The sequence below is a fragment of the Alcanivorax sp. genome (genome assembly GCF_040119285.1).
Classification (GTDB): domain Bacteria; phylum Pseudomonadota; class Gammaproteobacteria; order Pseudomonadales; family Alcanivoracaceae; genus Alcanivorax.
In genome coordinates this window covers 349,326-368,347 of record NZ_JBEDTY010000032.1, presented here as the reverse complement: position 1 = coordinate 368,347, position 19,022 = coordinate 349,326, and the positions used below count along the sequence as shown (strand labels likewise).

At 53.9% G+C, this 19,022-nt stretch carries 15 protein-coding genes; 2 read left to right on the top strand and 13 right to left on the bottom strand.

Going from position 1 to position 19,022, the window contains the following annotated elements; all coding sequences use genetic code 11:
- Positions 1–17 precede the first annotated feature (17 nt).
- From ABNH10_RS11100 to ABNH10_RS11065, 8 genes are all read right to left on the bottom strand, one after another.
- A complete protein-coding gene (locus ABNH10_RS11100) occupies positions 18–815 on the bottom strand; it encodes a transglutaminase family protein (RefSeq protein ID WP_349385991.1) in 798 nt (265 codons plus the stop codon).
- Positions 806–1,741, bottom strand: coding sequence for an alpha-E domain-containing protein (locus ABNH10_RS11095; RefSeq protein WP_349385990.1), 936 nt, complete (start codon positions 1,739–1,741; stop codon positions 806–808). Before ABNH10_RS11095 ends, ABNH10_RS11100 begins: the two co-directional genes overlap by 10 nt.
- Positions 1,735–3,180 carry a circularly permuted type 2 ATP-grasp protein gene (locus ABNH10_RS11090; RefSeq protein ID WP_349385989.1) on the bottom strand — a complete coding sequence of 482 codons (1,446 nt, stop codon included), beginning with the start codon at positions 3,178–3,180 and terminating at the stop codon, positions 1,735–1,737. Before ABNH10_RS11090 ends, ABNH10_RS11095 begins: the two co-directional genes overlap by 7 nt.
- A 726-nt stretch (positions 3,181–3,906) precedes the next feature.
- On the bottom strand, positions 3,907–5,301 hold the full coding sequence (locus ABNH10_RS11085; RefSeq protein WP_349385988.1) for a PepSY-associated transmembrane domain-containing protein: 1,395 nt from the start codon (positions 5,299–5,301) through the stop codon (positions 3,907–3,909).
- Complete coding sequence (locus ABNH10_RS11080; RefSeq protein WP_349385987.1) at positions 5,301–7,397, bottom strand: TonB-dependent receptor family protein; 2,097 nt, start codon at positions 7,395–7,397, stop codon at positions 5,301–5,303. The genes ABNH10_RS11085 and ABNH10_RS11080 overlap by 1 nt, the downstream gene beginning before the upstream one ends.
- 135 nt (positions 7,398–7,532) lie before the next feature.
- Positions 7,533–8,315: an SDR family NAD(P)-dependent oxidoreductase gene (locus tag ABNH10_RS11075; RefSeq protein ID WP_349385986.1), complete on the bottom strand. Its 783-nt coding sequence runs from the start codon at positions 8,313–8,315 to the stop codon at positions 7,533–7,535.
- Between the two features lie 311 nt (positions 8,316–8,626).
- Positions 8,627–9,556 carry an electron transfer flavoprotein subunit alpha/FixB family protein gene (locus ABNH10_RS11070; RefSeq protein ID WP_349385985.1) on the bottom strand — a complete coding sequence of 310 codons (930 nt, stop codon included), beginning with the start codon at positions 9,554–9,556 and terminating at the stop codon, positions 8,627–8,629.
- A complete protein-coding gene (locus ABNH10_RS11065) occupies positions 9,556–10,305 on the bottom strand; it encodes an electron transfer flavoprotein subunit beta/FixA family protein (protein WP_349385984.1) in 750 nt (249 codons plus the stop codon). Before ABNH10_RS11065 ends, ABNH10_RS11070 begins: the two co-directional genes overlap by 1 nt.
- A 464-nt stretch (positions 10,306–10,769) precedes the next feature.
- Here ABNH10_RS11065 and ABNH10_RS11060 point away from each other — a divergent pair, with 464 nt between their 5' ends.
- Positions 10,770–12,425, top strand: a complete 1,656-nt coding sequence (locus ABNH10_RS11060; RefSeq protein WP_349385983.1) for an electron transfer flavoprotein-ubiquinone oxidoreductase — start codon at positions 10,770–10,772, stop codon at positions 12,423–12,425.
- Positions 12,426–12,514: 89 nt separating this feature from the next.
- Here the strand turns inward: ABNH10_RS11060 and ABNH10_RS11055 are convergent, their stop codons facing one another.
- Positions 12,515–12,718: a hypothetical protein gene (locus ABNH10_RS11055; protein ID WP_349385982.1), complete on the bottom strand. Its 204-nt coding sequence runs from the start codon at positions 12,716–12,718 to the stop codon at positions 12,515–12,517.
- A gap of 129 nt (positions 12,719–12,847) precedes the next feature.
- On the opposite strand from ABNH10_RS11055, the gene ABNH10_RS11050 reads away from it, so the two are divergent.
- The gene (locus ABNH10_RS11050) at positions 12,848–13,732 is read left to right on the top strand and encodes a LysR family transcriptional regulator (protein WP_349385981.1); all 885 of its coding nucleotides are present in this window, start codon (positions 12,848–12,850) and stop codon (positions 13,730–13,732) included.
- An 80-nt stretch (positions 13,733–13,812) separates the two neighbouring features.
- Here ABNH10_RS11050 and ABNH10_RS11045 read toward each other — a convergent pair whose 3' ends face one another.
- The 4 genes from ABNH10_RS11045 to ABNH10_RS11030 all read right to left on the bottom strand — a co-directional run bounded on the left by ABNH10_RS11045 (position 13,813) and on the right by ABNH10_RS11030 (position 18,873).
- Positions 13,813–14,559: a pseudouridine synthase gene (locus tag ABNH10_RS11045; protein WP_349385980.1), complete on the bottom strand. Its 747-nt coding sequence runs from the start codon at positions 14,557–14,559 to the stop codon at positions 13,813–13,815.
- A 357-nt stretch (positions 14,560–14,916) separates the two neighbouring features.
- Positions 14,917–16,443 carry a flavin-containing monooxygenase gene (locus ABNH10_RS11040; protein ID WP_349385979.1) on the bottom strand — a complete coding sequence of 509 codons (1,527 nt, stop codon included), beginning with the start codon at positions 16,441–16,443 and terminating at the stop codon, positions 14,917–14,919.
- Positions 16,444–16,456: 13 nt separating this feature from the next.
- Positions 16,457–17,308, bottom strand: a complete 852-nt coding sequence (locus ABNH10_RS11035) for a metal-dependent hydrolase (RefSeq protein WP_349385978.1) — start codon at positions 17,306–17,308, stop codon at positions 16,457–16,459.
- Between the two features lie 527 nt (positions 17,309–17,835).
- The gene (locus ABNH10_RS11030; RefSeq protein WP_349385977.1) at positions 17,836–18,873 is read right to left on the bottom strand and encodes a porin; all 1,038 of its coding nucleotides are present in this window, start codon (positions 18,871–18,873) and stop codon (positions 17,836–17,838) included.
- Positions 18,874–19,022 lie beyond the last annotated feature (149 nt).

Sequence of the window (19,022 nt, the reverse complement as noted above, 5' to 3'; positions counted from 1 at the left end):
AGTGGTACTCCTTGTTATCACTGAGATTGTAAAGGCACGGTCTCACTGACCCATGCCACAGCTTCCAGCGACTCTACTCCGCCGCCGAAGCGGACCCCACGAACAGGACAAGCATCTAGGTAATCCATGCCCACCGCCAGTTTCAGATGCTGGCGCGGCAAACACGTCTGATTGGTAACATCGAAGGTATGCCAACTGTCATCATGCCAAACTTCAGCCCATGCATGGCTAGCCACATGCTCTGAATCGCGACTGTACAGATAGCCGCTGACATAACGCGCCGGCATTCCAAGTGCACGGCAACACGCCAAAAACACGTGGGTATGATCCTGACAAACTCCTTTTTGCAAGTTCCAGGCGTCACTGGCCCGGCTTCCTACGTGCGTTGCCCCTGGTGTAAAAGGCATCCCACTGAGTATTGTTTCGCTCAGATTTTCCAGATGGCGCGCCGCTGACATCCCATCATATCGGTGGGCCAGTTCTTCTAAGCAGTCATCCGCCTCTGTTAACGCCGTGTGACGTGTAAAAACCAGCGGAGAAAGGCGCTGATCGGCATCTTCACTATCCTCATCCGTAATCTCAACCTGTCCATGTACCGTCAAGTTAATAGCCTGATGGGGCCTATCCAGAGTCAGCACGTGAAGTATATTGTTATACCCATCGGACACTTCCTCTGCCTGTTCAGGCAAGTCCATTGTCCAGTTCAGCACTTTTTGTCGTTGCGAGGGCCTAGGTGTCAGTCGCAGGTACTGGGTACTGTGTTTAACCCGTTCGGAATAACGGTATTGCGTGCTGTGTCGTATTGTTAATTCCATACCAGCTCCAAGTATTCACTTTGAATGGTGTCAGCCAGTTCATTAATCCGGCGCAAGAAATCAGTCAGGTAATCATGCAATCCAATGGCAAGAATATGTTCCATGTCGCCATATTGAAGACGAGCAAGCTGCACGGCTGCTAGGCGTTTAGCCTCAAGCCCTGCCTCTCCTTCAATGGCAGGCAAAAGCTCACACAACATTTGCAAGCACGACAACAACGATCGGGGAACTTCTGGCCTGAGAATCAACAACTCGGCAACGCGCTCGGCATTAATGGTTTCGCTGAACATTTCGCGGAAAGCCTCGTAGCCCCCCAATGAACGAAGCAAGGCATGCCAACGGTAATAATCCACCGTGGAATCACTCTCCGTTTCTTCTTCCCGGTGTTTAACATCGAGAATACGAGCGGTGTTATCCGCTCTTTCAATAAAGGTCCCCAAGCGCAAAAAACGAAAAGTATCGCTTCTCATCAGGGTGCCATAGGTGGCCCCACGGAACAGGTGTGATCGATTCTTTACCCACTCGAAGAAAGCGGTTTCACCATAGTCCTGCAACCCGGTTTGACTGATTTCCTTAAGCTCTAGCCAGGTACCATTAACGCTTTCCCACATTTCTGAGGTGATTTTTCCTCGCACCGCATGAGCGCTGGCTCGGGCCTGACGAAGACAGGAATAAATGCTGGCAGGGCTATCAGGATCAAGGGTAAAAAAGTACAACACATTATTCGTGGTTACCTTGCCATAACGGGCGCTATAGTCATCCCAGGTACCGGTAATGGACAGTGGCGCTGTAATTTCCTGCTGGGTATCGACGGCGTAACGAATCAGTGACAGATTCCACACCACATCCAGCACCCGAGCAGTATTTTCTGCCCGTTCGACATCACGTGACAGCCAGTATAGGTCAGATGCAGTACGGCTCAGCATGTGCTGCCCTCCCCACTCTCCAACACCCAAGTATCCTTTGTACCGCCCCCCTGTGAAGAATTCACTACCAAGGAACCGGGTTTGAGCGCAACCCGTGTCAACCCGCCCGGCACGACTCGCGGTTCGTTACCACTGAGCACAAAAGGGCGCAGGTCAATGTGTCGTGGGGCAATACCTTCCTCAACAAAGACCGGGCATGTGGACAATGACAAAGTGGGTTGTGCAATATAATTATCGGGATCAGCCAACAACCGCGCCCGAAACGATTCAATTTCTGTTTCGCTGGCGGCTGGCCCCACCAGCATCCCGTAACCACCGGCGCCATGAACCTCTTTAACAACCAGCTCCGGTAATTTTTCCAGCACTACTTTCAGTTCGTCTTTTTTTCGGCATTGCCAAGTAGGGACATTGGATAGAATGGGCTCTTCATCAAGATAGAACCGAATCATATCCGGCACATAGGGATAGATAGATTTGTCATCGCCCACTCCGGTGCCCACCGCATTGGCCAGCACCACGTTCCCCTGACGGTAAACCGAGATCAATCCGGGAACGCCGAGCATGGAATCCGAACGAAACGCGAGTGGATCAAGAAACGCATCATCAATACGCCGATAAATCACGTCCACCTTCTGCGGGCCAGCCGTAGTCCGCATATAGACATAGCCATTCTTTACAAACAGGTCGGCACCTTCTACCAATTCGATGCCCATCTGCTGGGCCAGGAAGGCATGCTCGAAGTAAGCACTGTTCAACTGTCCCGGCGTGAGTAACACAACACAGGGATGGCTGTGGCTGGCACTTTGCTGCAGTGTCTCAAGCAATAACGTTGGATAGTGCTCAACCGGCGCCACGCTCAGTCCGGCAAACAGAGCAGGAAAAAGACGCATCATCATGCGCCGGTTTTCGATCATATAGCTTACCCCGGAAGGGGTGCGCAGGTTGTCTTCCAACACAAACCAGGAACCTTCACCGTCGCGAATAAGGTCGACTCCGCTGATTTGCGAATACACCTGATTGGGGAGATCCACATCCTGCATACAAGGCTGATATTGGGCATTTCCGAAAATCTGCTCTGCGGGAATACGTCCGTCGCGAATAATATTCTGGTCGTGGTAAATATCATGCAGGAAAAGATTCAGTGCTTTAACACGCTGAATAGCACCTCGCTCCAGCAAGCTCCACTCACTGGCAGGCAAGACACGCGGCAAGGTATCAAAGGGAATAAGTCGTTCGGTGCCGCTTTCTTCGCCGTAAACATTGAAGGTAATACCTACGCGATGAAACTGCAGCTCTGCTTCCTTGCGCTTACGTAGCAGTAAGCTTCGGTCCTGTCGGAGCAACCAATCGTGATAGCTCGTGTAGTGAGGTCGTACCTCACCGCCTGGCGCTATCATCTCATCGAAACCGGGCACTGCCGGCAACTTTAATGAACGCATGGCATTGTCCCTGGTAATAAAGCACGCTAAAGGCATCGTCCTTGTACTGCTAACTCATAAAGCAGCAAGTCCTGTGCCAAAACATGCCCCCATTAGCTTGCAAAAAATCACCACAGAGGCTTACCAAGGGCCAATAAAGTGCAAAGCAAAAAAACACATGGTTTTAATGCACTATTCTGGCCACCATCATCACCATTACCAGGCTGGTGGCGAAATGATTGATGCGAGCGCCATTCCCCTCAGAACTCGCTCAAGGCCCGGTTGTGGCTGGGAGGTAACGCCCAGCCCTGCTCTATCAATATTACCAGGAACAAGATAATCCCCACCGCTGTACCGGAAACGGCGAGTTGAACCGAAAATTCAGGAAATCACACGACATCAGCGCCATGACAGCGAGATATCAGCGAGCGTGCAAGACACACAATGGTGATCACGCAAACAATAATAACAACGGGGCGGGATCTGACTCAGCACCGGTAGCGTGAGCGTGAGCGTGAGCGTGAGCGTGAGCGTGCTGTATAGCGAACACCCCCGCATTGTCGATAGCCACCCCCTCGGCAAAGTAGCTTTGCCCAAGAGGCACAAGGGGAACAAGAGGTGTCGCGCTACTCAAAAGTAGCGCGAAATGGCTCCCGGGCCGAAGAAACGGCCCTGGGACTGGGTAGCCCCACCCTGGCACGGGCTAAACGTGCAGCAATAGCGGTAAGAGGGTCGGCAACCAACGGCTTAACCTTTGCCCAATCGCCTCCACGCCAGCAGCATACCGGACCCCAGTGCTGCAAGGATCAGTAACACCAAAACCACCATTACGGCATCTCGCTGCGGGGGGGATAGGCCTAGGCGCCCCACGAAATGGTACTTGTGTAAATTGATGAAATGCAGTGCACGTAGAATGGAAGAAGGGGTGACTTCGTTAGCTATATGGCCACTGCGAGTTTCCACCAGCATGGCCAGCTGCGGCTGATTCACCAACGACAACTTCCGCACCGGTAAACGCTTGTAGACACTAGGGTAATCAAAACGAAATTTCGTAAGTAGCTCTGTGTCTCGGACCTCAACGGACTCACCCACAAAGCGCTCTACCAGTTTCTTAGCATAGGCTTCATCGGCCCCGGTCACCTTCACGGCATTCACGGCATTCACATACTGCAGTGCCGTCACGCCGTTCTCACCCTGTTGTTGGAATTGCCACAACACGTCGTCACCCACTTGCACCGGTCGTACCGCCACTGCACGGTCCATTAGCGTCAGCGGATTCGTCGCCAGTGAAGATACTGCTATTAGCGTGTCATCCCGAAAATCTATCCATTGCGGCGGATTCAATTTATCAATCGCCACATGTACACCACTGCTGGCAAAGCCAAACAAAGAGAGCCCACCGACCAGAGTCAACCAGCGATGCCAACGACGCACGCCATTGCCCTTGTTTAAATGGCGCCAGCGCCGAACGAGCAGTATCAGCCCCCCCAGTGACATCAATAGCAAGGGAATGGAAAACAGCAGCACCACGGGAGTACGCGCGGTGTGCGGCAACCAGTGCCAGCTATGGAACCAAGAAAATGCCTTGAGCGCTTGTCGCCGACCCCAGGTAGCCGCACTGGCTAGCCGCTGCTGCTCCGTATCCAAGTACAGTGTTAATCCGTCCTCATGCTCTAGTGCCACCCGCCAAACGGGCAACAGACGGTTAACTTCACGGTATTCATTGCTGAACTGCTCTAACGGTATGGCAGAAAGAATGCCCGCATCAGGATCATCCACCAGCATTCTGGCCAGCCAGATGGCATGCAAACGATCTCCATGGGCGATTTCTTCACTGCTATCGGCATGAAAGTAACGCGGTTGAGCATGTCCCGCCTCCACCACCCGGTATTGCCAACCTCCGTCGATTTTTTGCAGCTGAACATTCGTGACCGCATCAATGTCCTTCTCCTGCAGCAAAACATCAACCGGCCTGACCTCAGCCGCGCTAGGCAGCAAAGGCCTAACAATTTGGTGGCCCTCCATAGGCGGCTTCAACACCCACGCCATCAAGGGGTGTAATAGCCCGCTCAGTAACCATAACATCAATGGCACCGCGACTAACCAGGCTGCGCGGCGATGCCAAGTCATCAGAAAACGCATCACAGACGATACTCCGCGCCGACATAAAGTGAGCGGCCAATACCGGGGGTAACGCTGGCCACTGGGTTGGGATTAAACGGAGAGGCTAACGCCGGTGCCGTGCTGATACTGCCGGTGCTGGCATACACTTTATCGCCCAGATTGCGGCCATCGAAATACACTTTCAGACCGTTGTTGAACTCACGACTCAAGCGCAACCCCCAAACCGAATAGCCCGCGGTTTCCCAATAGCGGCCACCGCTGTTGGTATAGGTGAGCGGATAACCACTGACATAACGCAGATTCGGCTCAACCAAAACCTGGGCAGAAGGGCGCCACTGCAAGGCGGTAAAAATAGTGTGCTCAGGAATGCCAGGTAGTTGACTGTCTCCGTAAATCGGATCGTCATCAAAGGTGAAATCGGACCAATTGTAGACCGTCTGCAGCGCCACTTTTTCTTTGCCGGGAAGGCGCCAAGTGATACCCGCTTCGAGCCCTTGGTGAATTGTATCAGTGGGGGAATTGAACAATGCTGTCACATCGTTTACTTCAATATTAAGCAGCTCATCTTCAACATTGGCGTGGTAAAGCACCATATCCCAGTCCAGCACATCACCCACGCCACGCCAACCAAGCTCAATGGTGGTGGCTTCCTGCTGGTCCAAGCGTAATCCGGGCACAGGCTGTGCCCCTAGCTCTGAGCCGGAGGGCATACCGATACTCTGGGCTACCTGAACGAACAGGGTTTGCCCTGCTAACGGGGTAAAGCTTAAGCCCAGCTTCGGGGAAAAGCCCCCCATATCCACCGTATAACTGTCGTCCACAGCCTCACCGGAAGGCTGCGGAAAGAATGGGCAGTTACTGCACAACGGCGGCACGCTGGCTTGCAGATCATCCAAACTACGTTCGGACTCGACCCATTGCGCCCCCAGCGCTACCCGCCAGCGATCGCTGACTTGCCATTGCTGTTCAGCATAAGCCTCCACCTGTTTCACACGAAACACATCCTCGAGGAACTGATTTCCCTTTTGCTTACCGTTCTGTGCATGTTGGAAGCGAGTGTTATCGTCATGGCCATAGGAATATCGCAGCCCCGCCAGCAAGGTATGCCCTTTGCTCCAGTGCTTTCGATAATCCACTGCGCCACCAATAGACTCACTGCTGTTATCAATAATCCCCACAAAAGGGGTCGGCAAATGATCAAGGTTAGTCCGGTTATAAAAGACACTGGCCACAAGTTGTTGATCCCCCGCCAGAGGAATCAGAGTACGGTTGGCCAAACGGATGGCGCGCCAGTTTCGATCCGTATCGAACGATTTATTAAATGCCCCAGCCTCCTGACTATCGTCTTCAAGGCGGTCTCGGCGGATACTGCCAGGCAACTCCAGCTGAGCGTCATCCGAAGAAAAATAGGTCCGGTTTTCGATACCGTTATCGAAAAGCACACCGAAGTTACCAGAGGCACGTTTGTTATACTGGCTGGAGTGATCGCGGTAACCCCGGTAATCAGACTGACTCAAGGACAGGTAACCATCCATATTGCCTTTCTTGCCCCCGAGGGTAATGCGGTTGGCCCGCCAGCCGTAATCACCCAATTCGGTACGCAAGCGAATACCCGGTGCGGTGCGGCCTGTCTCACTGACATAGTTAATGGCACCACCCAGAGCCGATGCGCCAAGCGTCAGTGCACTGGCGCCCCGGTACACTTCCACATAACGGTAAGACAACGGATCGATTAACTGGTTGGTCGTGCCATTATCCAGCCGTGATAGGGGCACCCCATCCTGATAGCTAACGATACCCCGGCCAAAACTGGTCGTGGACAGCCCTGAACCCCGGATAGACAGAAACACATCATCGCCGCCATTCTGATTAGCAACCCAAACACCAGGGGTCCGCTTGAAAAGGTCTTCCTGATTAGCCACATGGCCATCTTCAATGCTCTCCACATCCAGCACCCCCACTGAACGGCTTTCTACAAACAACTCACTACGGCGAGCTTCAGGAGAGACAGAAAGCGTATTGTGCTCTGGCTGGTCATTAACGAGCACGGGATCCAGCTGGTTAGCCCAAGAGGGTGCCGCAAGGCAAAATAACAATAAAAACAGCTTTCTCATGACCTTCCCCGAAATAACAGAAGGCCGCGAGTATAGTGATTCATAAGGAAGGCTTAATGCGGCGAATTGTCGCGGCAGAACGATTGTTGTCGTGATTAGCGACGCAACAAAACACGGGACAAACAATACCTAAACCTAGCGATGACGCCCCATCACACTGCCAGCAAGTCGAACCACCCAACGTTCAGGCAGGCAACGTGTCATAAACGTCATTAAGCGGTAAAGCCAGCCGGGGATCACCACCGCCTTCCCTTTGGCAAGGCCTGCCAAACCGGCACGGGCCACCGGGGTCACTGGCATCATGGTTCTCTGCAGCGAAGGATCCATTTCCCCACGGGCCTTGCTGGAAAATTCGGTGCGGGTACCACCTGGGCTCAAGGTAGTGACGACAATCCCGCAAGGCTTCAATTCTTCGTGTAAAGCACGGCCCAGTGTTTGCACAAACGCCTTACTGGCAGCATAGGTCGCCATACCAGGAATCGGAAACCAAGCAGAGACAGAACTAATATTCAAAATCCACCCCTCCCCCCTCTCTGCCATGGGTTCAGCAAATAACCGGGTGAGAGCCAGCAAAGCGCGGTCGTTCACTCCCACCATGCCGAGCGTTTGCTCCAGCGATAACTCCAACAGGTTTTTCTGATATCCATAGCCCGCGTTATTAATCAGAATATCCACCTTCAGGCCACGGTCGGCCACCTCATCAAACAGCTGCTGTGGCACCATAGGGTCAGCCAAATCGGATGTAATTACGCAAACAGACACCCTGCATAATTCAGCCGCAAGCGCTTCCAACCGCTCAGTACGGCGAGCCACCAAAATCAGGTTACATCCCACCGCCGCAAGCTGACGAGAGAGCTCCTCCCCAATACCGCTGGAGGCACCGGTGATCAGTGCCGTTTTTCCATTGAAAATTTGCATTGCTTTGCTCTTGTAGCTTTCAAGCTGCCCAGGAGGCTGAGTTCAAGATTCAAAAGCGAGAAACCGCCTTGCGGTATATGGATGTTGCGCCCACATTCATAGACTAATAACGAGCAACAATATTGAATCTGAAATAACAATAACCGTTGTTCGCAGTTTTGGATCCAATAACGACGTGCACCCCAAAAAATAAGGTAGGATCACAACAAGACGTTTCATCGCACAGGACCAACAGCCACGGTTGTATTTGGCCCAACGTCAAAAACAAAAAACCCGGCACAAGGCCGGGTTTTTAGCGAGCAAGGCGCGCTTTACAGCTTGTCGCCCAGCTCCGGTACGGCTTCGAACAGGTCCGCCACCAGGCCGTAGTCCGCCACCTGGAAGATGGGGGCTTCTTCGTCCTTGTTGATAGCAACGATGACCTTGGAGTCTTTCATACCGGCCAAATGCTGGATGGCACCGGAGATGCCCACAGCAACGTACAGGTTCGGCGCAACGATTTTACCGGTCTGGCCGACCTGCATGTCGTTAGGTACGAAACCTGCGTCAACGGCGGCACGGGATGCACCCACGCCAGCGCCCAGCTTGTCAGCCAGCTTGTACAGGATTTCGAAGTTTTCGCCGTTACCCATGCCACGACCACCGGAGATCACAATCTCAGCGGAGGTCAGCTCAGGACGATCAGACTTGGCCAGCTCTTCACCCACGAAGGAGGAAGTGCCCGCGTCTTTAGCGACATCAATGCTCTCAACAGAAGCAGAACCGCCTTCTGCTGCAACGCCGTCGAAAGAGGTACCACGCACGGTGATCACTTTCTTCGCATCGCCACATTTAACGGTCGCAATGGCGTTACCCGCGTAGATCGGACGCTTGAAAGTGTCTGCGTCGATTACGTCGGAAATCTCAGAGATCTGGGCCACATCCAACAGCGCCGCCGCGCGAGGCGCGAAGTTTTTGCCGGTGGTGGTGGCAGCAGCCAGGATGTGGCTGTAATCGCCAGCAACTTCAGCAACCAGATCGCCAATGTTTTCAGCCAGCTGATGCTCGTAGGCATCGTTGTCTGCGCACAGCACTTTGGAAACGCCATCAATTTTAGCGGCTTCTTCAGCAACAGGGCCACAGCCTTTACCGGCTACCAGCACAGTGATGTCGCCGCCAATTTCTTTGGCAGCAGCAACCACACTCAGGGTGACCTTGTTGAGCGCGGCGTTATCGTGTTCGGCGTAAACTAATACACTCATCAGATCACCTTCGCTTCGTTCTTCAGTTTCTCGACCAGCTCGTCAACGGAGCCAACGATGATGCCAGCCTGACGCTCAGCCGGAGCTTCCACTTTCTCGGTGGTCACACGCGGAGTCAGGTCAACGCCCAGATCAGCGGCTGTCTTGGTGTCCAGCGGCTTTTTCTTGGCTTTCATGATATTCGGCAGAGACGCGTAACGCGGCTCGTTCAAACGCAGGTCAGTGGTAACCACTGCCGGCAGGCTCAGCTCAACAGTCTGCAGGCCACCGTCGACTTCACGGGTAACCTTCACTTTACCGTCAGCCACATCCACTTCAGAAGCGAAGGTGCCCTGCGGCATGCCAGCCAACGCAGCCAGCATCTGGCCGGTCTGGTTGTTGTCGCCATCGATAGCCTGCTTGCCAAGAATAACCAGCTCGGGCTTCTCTTCATCAACGATGGCTTTCAGCGCCTTAGCAATGCCTAGAGGTTGAACCTCTTCGTCGGTTTCGACCAGGATGGAGCGGTCGGCGCCCAGAGCCATGGCAGTACGCAGCTGTTCCTGAGCGGTCTTGGGACCGACGGTAACGGCAATGATTTCGGTAACCACACCCTTTTCTTTCAGACGCACTGCTTCTTCTACAGCGATTTCACAAAAGGGATTCATGGCCATTTTAACATTGGCGAGATCAACGCCAGAGTTGTCGGCCTTCACGCGAACCTTGACGTTGTAATCAACGACCCGCTTGATGGGTACAAGAACCTTCATAGGATCCTCGGAATGTTCCATTGGGTGACTTGTAGAAGGAGGCGACATGACGCCGTTGCCGGGTCCACCCCCGCGAAAGAGCCGCTATCTTGAACGCTCGCCCACAACAGGTCAATAGCCCGAAAATCCGTAAGCAGATGATTTTGCTGCAAATAGACCACATACATTGTCGGCTTTTCGTGACCTGCCAGTCGGTGATTTTCTTGTAAATCAACCATCTAGCAAGAGATAATCTAAACACTTGTTTGAAAGTGCCCTGCGCCGGTTCAAAAGTTGACACAAGTTCATGTCGGCAGGGTCATCCCCAGTAGTGGTGTGGTTTCTTCTATCTCTATATACTCCGCGCCACCCCAAGACAGGTCTCGGTCGGCCATTGAGAAAGATTTTCTGTTACCGCGAATGTCAGAACCTCTTTCTCAGTGGCTTCCGAGCCAAACACGCAATTGATAGTGAGGAGACAGGCTGTGGAACGCGAATCTATGGAAGTCGACGTAGTCATCGTTGGCGCCGGTCCTTCCGGTCTGGCAACCGCCTGCCGTCTGGGTCAAATTGCCCAGGAAACCGGTCAGGAAATCAGTGTTGTTGTTGTAGAGAAAGGCTCTGAAGTCGGTGCCCACATCCTTTCCGGTGCCGTGCTTGAACCACGCGCCTTGAATGAACTGTTCCCCAACTGGCAGGAACTGGGTGCGCCGGTGAATACCAAGGTCACCGGTGATGAAATCTTCTTTCTCACTGGCCCGGAAAAAGCACAGAAAGTACCCAACATGTTCGTTCCCAAAACCATGCACAACGAAGGGAACTACATTATTTCCCTGGGTAACCTGTGCCGCTGGCTGGGTGAACAAGCCGAAGGTTTGGGCATCGAAGTGTTCCCGGGCTTCGCCGCTAGCGAAGTGCTATACAATGAAGATGGCTCTGTTAAAGGTATCGCCACCGGCGATTCCGGTATCGGCCATGATGGCGAGCATAAACCCAGCTACACCCCGGGCATGGAGCTTCACGCCAAGTACACCATCTTTTCGGAAGGTTGCCGTGGCCACTTGGGCAAGCAACTGCAGGAAAAATTCAACCTGCGCGAAGGCAAAGATCCACAACACTATGGCCTCGGCATCAAGGAGCTGTGGGACATCGATCCGGCCAAGCATCAGGAAGGCCTGGTGGTCCACACCGCTGGCTGGCCGCTCACCGAATCCGGCTCGCCGGGTGGCGCTTTCCTCTACCACATCGAGAACAACCAGGTTGCCCTGGGCCTGATCACCGACTTGTCCTACTCCAACCCGCACGTCTCGCCGTTCGACGAGACGCAGCGCTGGAAGACCAACCCGGAAATCAAAAAACATCTGGAAGGCGGCAAGCGCGTGTCTTACGGCGCCCGTGCCATTTCCAAGGGTGGCCTGCAGTCTCTACCCAAGATGACCTTCCCCGGTGGTCTGCTGGTAGGCTGTAATGCCGGCACCCTGAACTTTGCCAAGATCAAGGGCACTCACACCGCCATGAAGTCCGGCATGATTGCCGCTGAAATTCTGGCTGAAGCGCTTAAAGGTGGCCGGGGTAGCGACGAGCTGACCGAATACAAAGACGCTTTCGAGAAAAGCTGGGTTTACGAAGAGCTGCACGCCCAACGCAACTTCGGCCCGGCCCAGCACAAGTTCGGCAACCTGATCGGTTCCGCCTTCGCCTTTGTGGACATCAACCTGTTCAACGGCAAATTGCCCTTCACCATGCGCGATACCACCCCGGATCACGCCACCCTGAAGCCGGCGGATCAAAGCAAGAAGATCGACTACCCGAAGCCGGACGGCAAAATCACCTTCGCCAAACTGGACAGCGTATTCCTGTCCAACACTAACCACGAAGAAGATCAGCCCTGTCACCTAACGCTAAAAGATCCGAGCGTGCCGCTGGAGGTTAACCTTCCCAAGTGGGACGAACCGGCTCAGCGCTACTGCCCGGCTGGGGTATACGAAGTGGTTGAAGACGAGAACACCGGCGAAAAGCGTTTCCAAATCAACGCCCAAAACTGTGTTCATTGTAAGACCTGTGACATCAAGGACCCCACCCAGAACATCAACTGGGTGGCACCTGAAGGTACCGGCGGCCCCAATTACCCGAACATGTAATGGGTCTTCACGGTTTCCGTGTCGCAAACAAAAAAGGCGCCTGAGAAGGCGCCTTTTTTGTTGTGGCTGCAACCACCTTCATTAAGGTTTCAAGCCAGAGGACGTTGCAGCCGCTGAATGATCTGAGCACGCTGCTGTGCGCGGTTCTTGCGCAGGCGATACCACGCCAAGCGGATGCGGTAATCCAGCGCATCCATCATTGCCAGCGGAGGCATGGCAGGCGTGTGCAGGTCTGGTTTACGCGATTGAGTCCGTACCGGGGCTTCAAGTCTCTGGGCGTCGTTATGCTTCATGGTCTCCTCCCTGTCCGATGACAATAGGGCGTGGCTAGGCTGTGATTGGCCCCCATGATGCAATCGGGTTTATGATCAGTAAATCGAAAAGAACTGCATCCACTGTTCAAAATTTCTGAAAGGTCTGCCATGCCATCCCCCGCCCCTCTGCAACCCCTGCTGGATACGGAAATTCTGCGCAGCTTCGTGGCCATTGCCGAAACCGAAAGCTTCACACAAGCTGCCAGCGAAGTCTTTCGCACCCCCTCCGCCTTAAGCATGCAGATCAAGCGGCTGGAGGAGCAGGTGGGGCAACGGCTGTTTCTACGCGAAGCGCGGCGGGTTAGCCTGACAGCAGAGGGCGAAGCCATGCTTGGCTATGCCCGACGTCTGTTGAAACTGAACCAGGAAGCCATCAGCCACTTCACTGCCCCGGAGTTGGAAGGCACCGTGCGGCTAGGCACACCCGATGATATTGGCACCCGCATCTTGCCTCAGGTACTGACACAATTTTCTCGCTCTCACCCCGCCGTTCAAGTCAATGTGCTGGTTGGCCGCAGTGCCGACATGCTGCAACAATTCGATGCCGGAAAGCTGGATTTGATTATGGTAACGACGGGTAAACAAGGGCGGCCAGCCCGAGGGGAGGTGGTGCATAACGAACCACTGGTATGGGCCGGAGCACAAGGGGGCATCGCGGTCACACAGAGCCCTTTGCCCCTGGCGCTGGCCAGCCAGGGTTGTCCCTGGCGCAAGATAGCACTGGAGGCGCTGGACCACAGCCAACACCGCTACCGTGTTGCCTATATCAGCGAGCACTGTGCCGGCCAGGAGGCTGCTATGCAGGCTGATTTGGCCATTGGCCCCTTTCCTCTCAGCCTGACTCAACCACCGTTACAGCAACTAGGTGACGAATACGCCTTACCCGCACTAGGCGACTACCAGATCGCGATGCTGAACCGCGGTGAAGAAGGGTCCGCCACCCAAGTACTGGCTGGCCACGTCCGCGCAGCTTTCCGCGCGCGGCGACGCTAACAGCAACCTCCTGCCCTGGCACAACCTCAAGACAACGCAGGCGAAACACACTCACGGCTCAAGCCAAAGACAAGCGCGCTTTACTCCACTGGCTCTGGATCTAAAACCGTTTCCTGCTCTGCCTGGGTCAGCTCCCGGCTTTCCCCCGGTGCAAGGTGAGCATCCAACTGAATGCGGCCTACGGCCAAACGGTGCAGCGCCGTTACCTTCTTTCCAGTACGCCCAAACATTCGCTTAATCTGGTGATACTTGCCTTCGTGAAGCCATACGTCCGCTTCAAAAGAAGAACGAATCGTTAGCCTGGCCGGCTGGGTGTAAATTTGCTCGAAGTCGAACCACATACGTTGCGAAAATGACACTACATCTTCGTGACTCAACGGTTTATCAACACTCACCCGGTAATGTTTCCAGAGGCCCGTTTCCGGCAAGCTCAAGCGACGCGACCAGGCACCATCATTGGTCAGCAAGACCAAACCTGTGGAATTAAAATCCAGCCGCCCGGCCAGATGCAGCCCTTCACGCTGGCCCCTTGGCAGCAGCTCCAGCACCGTGGGGTGGTGTTCATCTCGGGTAGCGCTGACGACCCCGGCAGGCTTGTTAATCATCAAATAACGTGGCCGGTTCGCCTGCAGAATTTCACCATCGCACACCACCGCATCAAAAAGGCCAATTCGCCGCTGCCGATCCCGCTCCACCTGCCCATTTACCCGCACGCGCCCGGCAGCCAGCAACAAGCGCAGATTGCTTCGGCTGATCTGCATTCGGGCGCTGAGAAAACGGTCCAGGCGATGGTGTCGAGAAGTCATCAACACATGATAACCGAGCACACGGATTTCCCGTAGCCGGAAGCGATATACCCGTGGCTGGCAAGCTCAATGAAGCATAACTCTTACACTTTTCTCACGCTGTCCTCTGCGCTGTTACGGCCACTCTCAGCGTCACACTGATAACGCCCGATGATCCGATAGCTAAATAAAAAACCGATTCTCAAAGCGTGCACCGCGCCGCTGTTATCGACGGCCCGCAAGTTGCCTATCCGCCGTCTTGCCGTCTGGGAGACCTGAGCGGGCGCCTAGCGACTGCGCTGTACTTTTATCGCAGCGCACACTCAATGCCAAAGCCATCCACAAAAAAGGGGCAGCTTAGGTTGCCGCCCCTCGTTCACACATTAACGCAAGCCTCTCTCAGGCCTCTACTTCTACCTCCGCCTCGGCTTCGGCATTCGCGCACACAAACTCATAATCCGTGGACTGCACGTTGCGCGTTTCCAGCCAGTAGCGCAACGTGGAGCCCGGCCACAGAGCGAAGTTCTTGCCATCATCCTGTTGATACCAGCTGGTACAACCGGAGGTCCAGGTGGTGCCTTGCAGGCGGCGCTGCACGTTGGCATTAAAAGCTTGTTGGGCTGTGGGCTTCACATCCAAATAATCCGCGCCCTCCTCTCGCAGCAGCGCCATGCATTGCAAGGCGTATCTCACCTGACACTCAATCATGAACAGAATGGAATTATGGCCCAAGCCCGTGTTTGGCCCCACCAGCATATACAGGTTCGGGTAACCACTGACGGTAATACCATAATGCGCTTCAGCAGATTCGGCCCAGTCCTTATTCAGATCGTGGCCCGGCAAACCGGTCAGCGGAAAGTCTTTCATGTAGATACGTGGATCCACCACAAACCCTGTGCCGAGAATAATACAATCCGCGTCATGCTCTACCCCATCTTCCGTCACCACGCTGTTGGCTTTCACCTCGCGGATACCGGCAGTAACCAGCTCCACATTGTCACGGTTGAACATGGGGAACCACTTGTTGGAAATCAGTACCCGTTTGCAGCCGAAGGTGTAATCAGGTGTCAGTGCCTTCGCCAGCCGCTTGTCTTTCACTTGCAGGCGAATGAACTGTTTACACAGGGCGCCCAGCAGCTGGGCGGCTTTAGGGCTGGAGGCTGGCGCCACTCGAGACTCATTGCCCCAGTAAAGCCGCGCCCGATGCAGTTTGCGCAGGGTCGGGAAGCGCTTGAACAACCGCCGTTGAATACCCCAGTAACCACGTTCATCACGGGGAATAACCCACGCCGCGCTACGCTGGAACACCGATAGCTTCTTCACCTTGGGGGCAATTTCCGGGCAATACTGAATGGCGCTGCCACCCGTACCGATGGACACCACCTTCTTGCCCACCAAGTCATAACCATGATCCCATTCGGCTGAATGCATCACCTTGCCTTTGAAACGCTTGAGCCCCTTGATGTTCGGCACACTCGGCACATGTAACGGACCGGAGGCGAGCACAAAGTGGCGACAATCAATGGTCATGCCCGCGGCGGTGCGCACCCTCCAGCGGCCAGTGGTTTCATTAAAATGGGCTTCGTTAACTTCCTGGTTAAACTGGATAAAGGGCCGTAGCTGATACTGCTCCACGGTATCGAGAATGTAGTTCTCGATTTCGTCCCGAGGCGCATAGCGCTTGGTCCAATCCGCCTTGCCGGCGAAGGAAAAGGAATACAAGTGCGACTGCACATCGCAGGCGGCCCCCGGATAGCGATTGAAATACCAAGCACCGCCCACCTGCGCAGCCTTCTCCAAAATAACGAAATCCTCATTGCCCGCTTCTCGTAGCTTGATCGCCATGCACAGCCCGCCGAAGCCAGCCCCTACAATGGCCACATCCACCGACACCGTCTTGGCGGGAATCTTGGCTTTACTAGTCATGTCACTGCCCTCCTCAGGCGGCTTTCAGCCGGTTGACGCGAAAGGCGGCGACTTCCTCAATCAGCGCCTCGGTCTGGTTTAAAAATTCTCGGTTATCATGCATCCAGGGGTGAAAGCCAGGGCGGAAGAAATCCAGCCAATCCGGTATAGAGCGTCGCAGCACCCCCGGCCGGCCCAACGTCAGGTTGACCACCTTCCTCCAGCCGTTCAGGTTCAGCAGGCCGCCCCCCTTCGCCACCATTATCGTGTAGAAGGGCACGTAGAGACTCCAGAACAGCACATTAACCAACAAGAACGCTCCAGCACGTAACCCATAGGCTTTGATGCCTCTGCCCAGCATTTGCTCAAAGGCATCGAAACAGACCGCTTTATGTTCGGTTTCCTCAATGGCATGCCAACGCCAGATCGCCGAATAATGTGGGTCCACTCCTTCCAGCAATTCGGGGTTACGAAGCACCATGTCACCCAGCACTGCGGTAAGGTGTTCCAGCGCCACCGTGGCCGCCAACTGCACCGAGCGCGGCGCCTTCTTCACCAGCTCCAGCAACCGCACCACCAGCGCATCCAGAGCCTCGACGGGCATCCCTTCCGCCTGCAATGCGTCGTTGTATTCCTCATGCTCGCGGGTGTGGAAGCCTTCCTGGCCGATAAAAGCCGAGATCTGCTCCTTCAGTTTCGGATCAGTGATTTCCTTAGCGTAGTTGCGCACACTCTGAATAAAGAAACGCTCCCCCGCCGGAAAGAAAATCGACAGGGTGTTATAGAACTGTGAAACATGCAGCCCGCCGGGGTTCCAGCTCAATGCCTTGCCGGCGGGCAGCCCGAATTTGAGATTCCGGCGTACCGGATCAACTTGAATTGTCATCATTTTGCCCCTTAAGCAGATCGGATTAATCAGATGCTAAGGCCACAAAGGTGACACCCTCAACGGTTACATTGAACAATGTAACCGTATATTGATATGGGTCAAACTGAGCAAGAAAGGAGGTACAAAGAAGAAAAATTTGTTTACTTTAAAAAATGAAACGAGACCGGCACCCTCGACTTCAGCGCTCCCCGAGTGAAAAGAGCCCCCGGTGGGAATAAACACACACGTCACACAAATATCAAACCGCATACCCGCAGCGGCCCCACTACTGCAGGTCTGTTAACCCCCTACTCATGCGGGCGGTTAAAATGGGGGGGATTACAGAGTGAAGGCTATCAATATCGAACAAAGACTGTTGAAGAGACACAAAAAATCCGGCTTCCAGTGAATGAAAGCCGGATTTTCCAAGGCCCTGCTTTAGACCGCAATGCTTAAGTGAACAGCATTACGCCAATAGGCGGGCAGTCTTTACTTGCGTCGAGGAAAACTTGCGCAGGCTATCACATGTTTTCCGCACATATTCTTTAAAACTTATGTTCCATACCAATACCGAAAATGGTTTCTTCGGTATCATCGACATCGTCATCGACATCGAGGTCGCGCTCAAGCTGTGTACCGTAGAGATAAACCTTGCTCGCTTTAGCCAGTTTATAGTCTGCACCCAAGCTTACTTGGGTTACTTCTTCGTCGGTCACATCAGCTTCAGTCATGCCGTACTGAGCTTTCAATTTCACGCGATCAATCTTGAACGCTGCACTCAGGATATAGGACGATTCTTCGCCTTTATCCATGCCAGGGGCAGATTCTGCTTCTTCAGCCATCTGATATAAAGCACCTAACTCAACGTTACCCGGCTTAAGACCGACCACAACACGGGTAATATCGATAGTCGGGCTATTACCCGTTTCATCAGTGGTCAGCTCATCGACCATGTCCGCATCGTAAGAAACAGCACCGTAAAACATGTCTTTTTCAGCGACCAAAGACACAGAGATGGTGTCTGCCAGGCCGGTTTCCTCGTCACCGTCGCCGTCGATATCTTCGTTTTCTGCCGGAATAAACGCCGCGTTCAGGGTAACAAGATCACCCAGTGAAGGTGTGCTGTACTGAATGATGTTAGAAACTCGGTTCTCGCCAGACAAGACGTTCTTGATATCGCCGCCCAGATCATTGAACTGGTCGATTTTGCCTTGGGCTTTTTTGGTGGGGGTATCAAACTTACCCGCTTTTAGGGTACCGAAGCTGCCTTTCAAACCCCCGAAGATGTTGCGTTGGCTGAAAGTTTCACCATCTTTGTCGCCGTCATCCACGCTAATTTCAAACTCAGCTTGATAGATAGCTTTCAGGCCAGCCACGTCCAAATCAAAATCACCTTTAACCCCTAGACGAGAGGCGTTGCTGTTGAGTTCCCAGGCATCGTCGCTTGAGTTCTCGCCATCGTCGAACTCGGCGTTTTCCAGAGAAACATTAACTTTACCGTAAACCGTCGGGCCATCGGCCAGAGCCAGACCAGGCATGGCTACGGCAGCCCCCACAGCGATCGCAAGCAAATTCTTCTTCATTCCAACACTCCTTCAATCAGGCAATATTTTGTATTCGACATAACAGCGTGACTGAAACCCCAAGCAAGCGAGGTAACGTTGACTGCTTGGTGGCGCAGTATGGGGAGAGTGAATGACTGAAAGGTTTCTCTTATATGAAGCTTTTATTT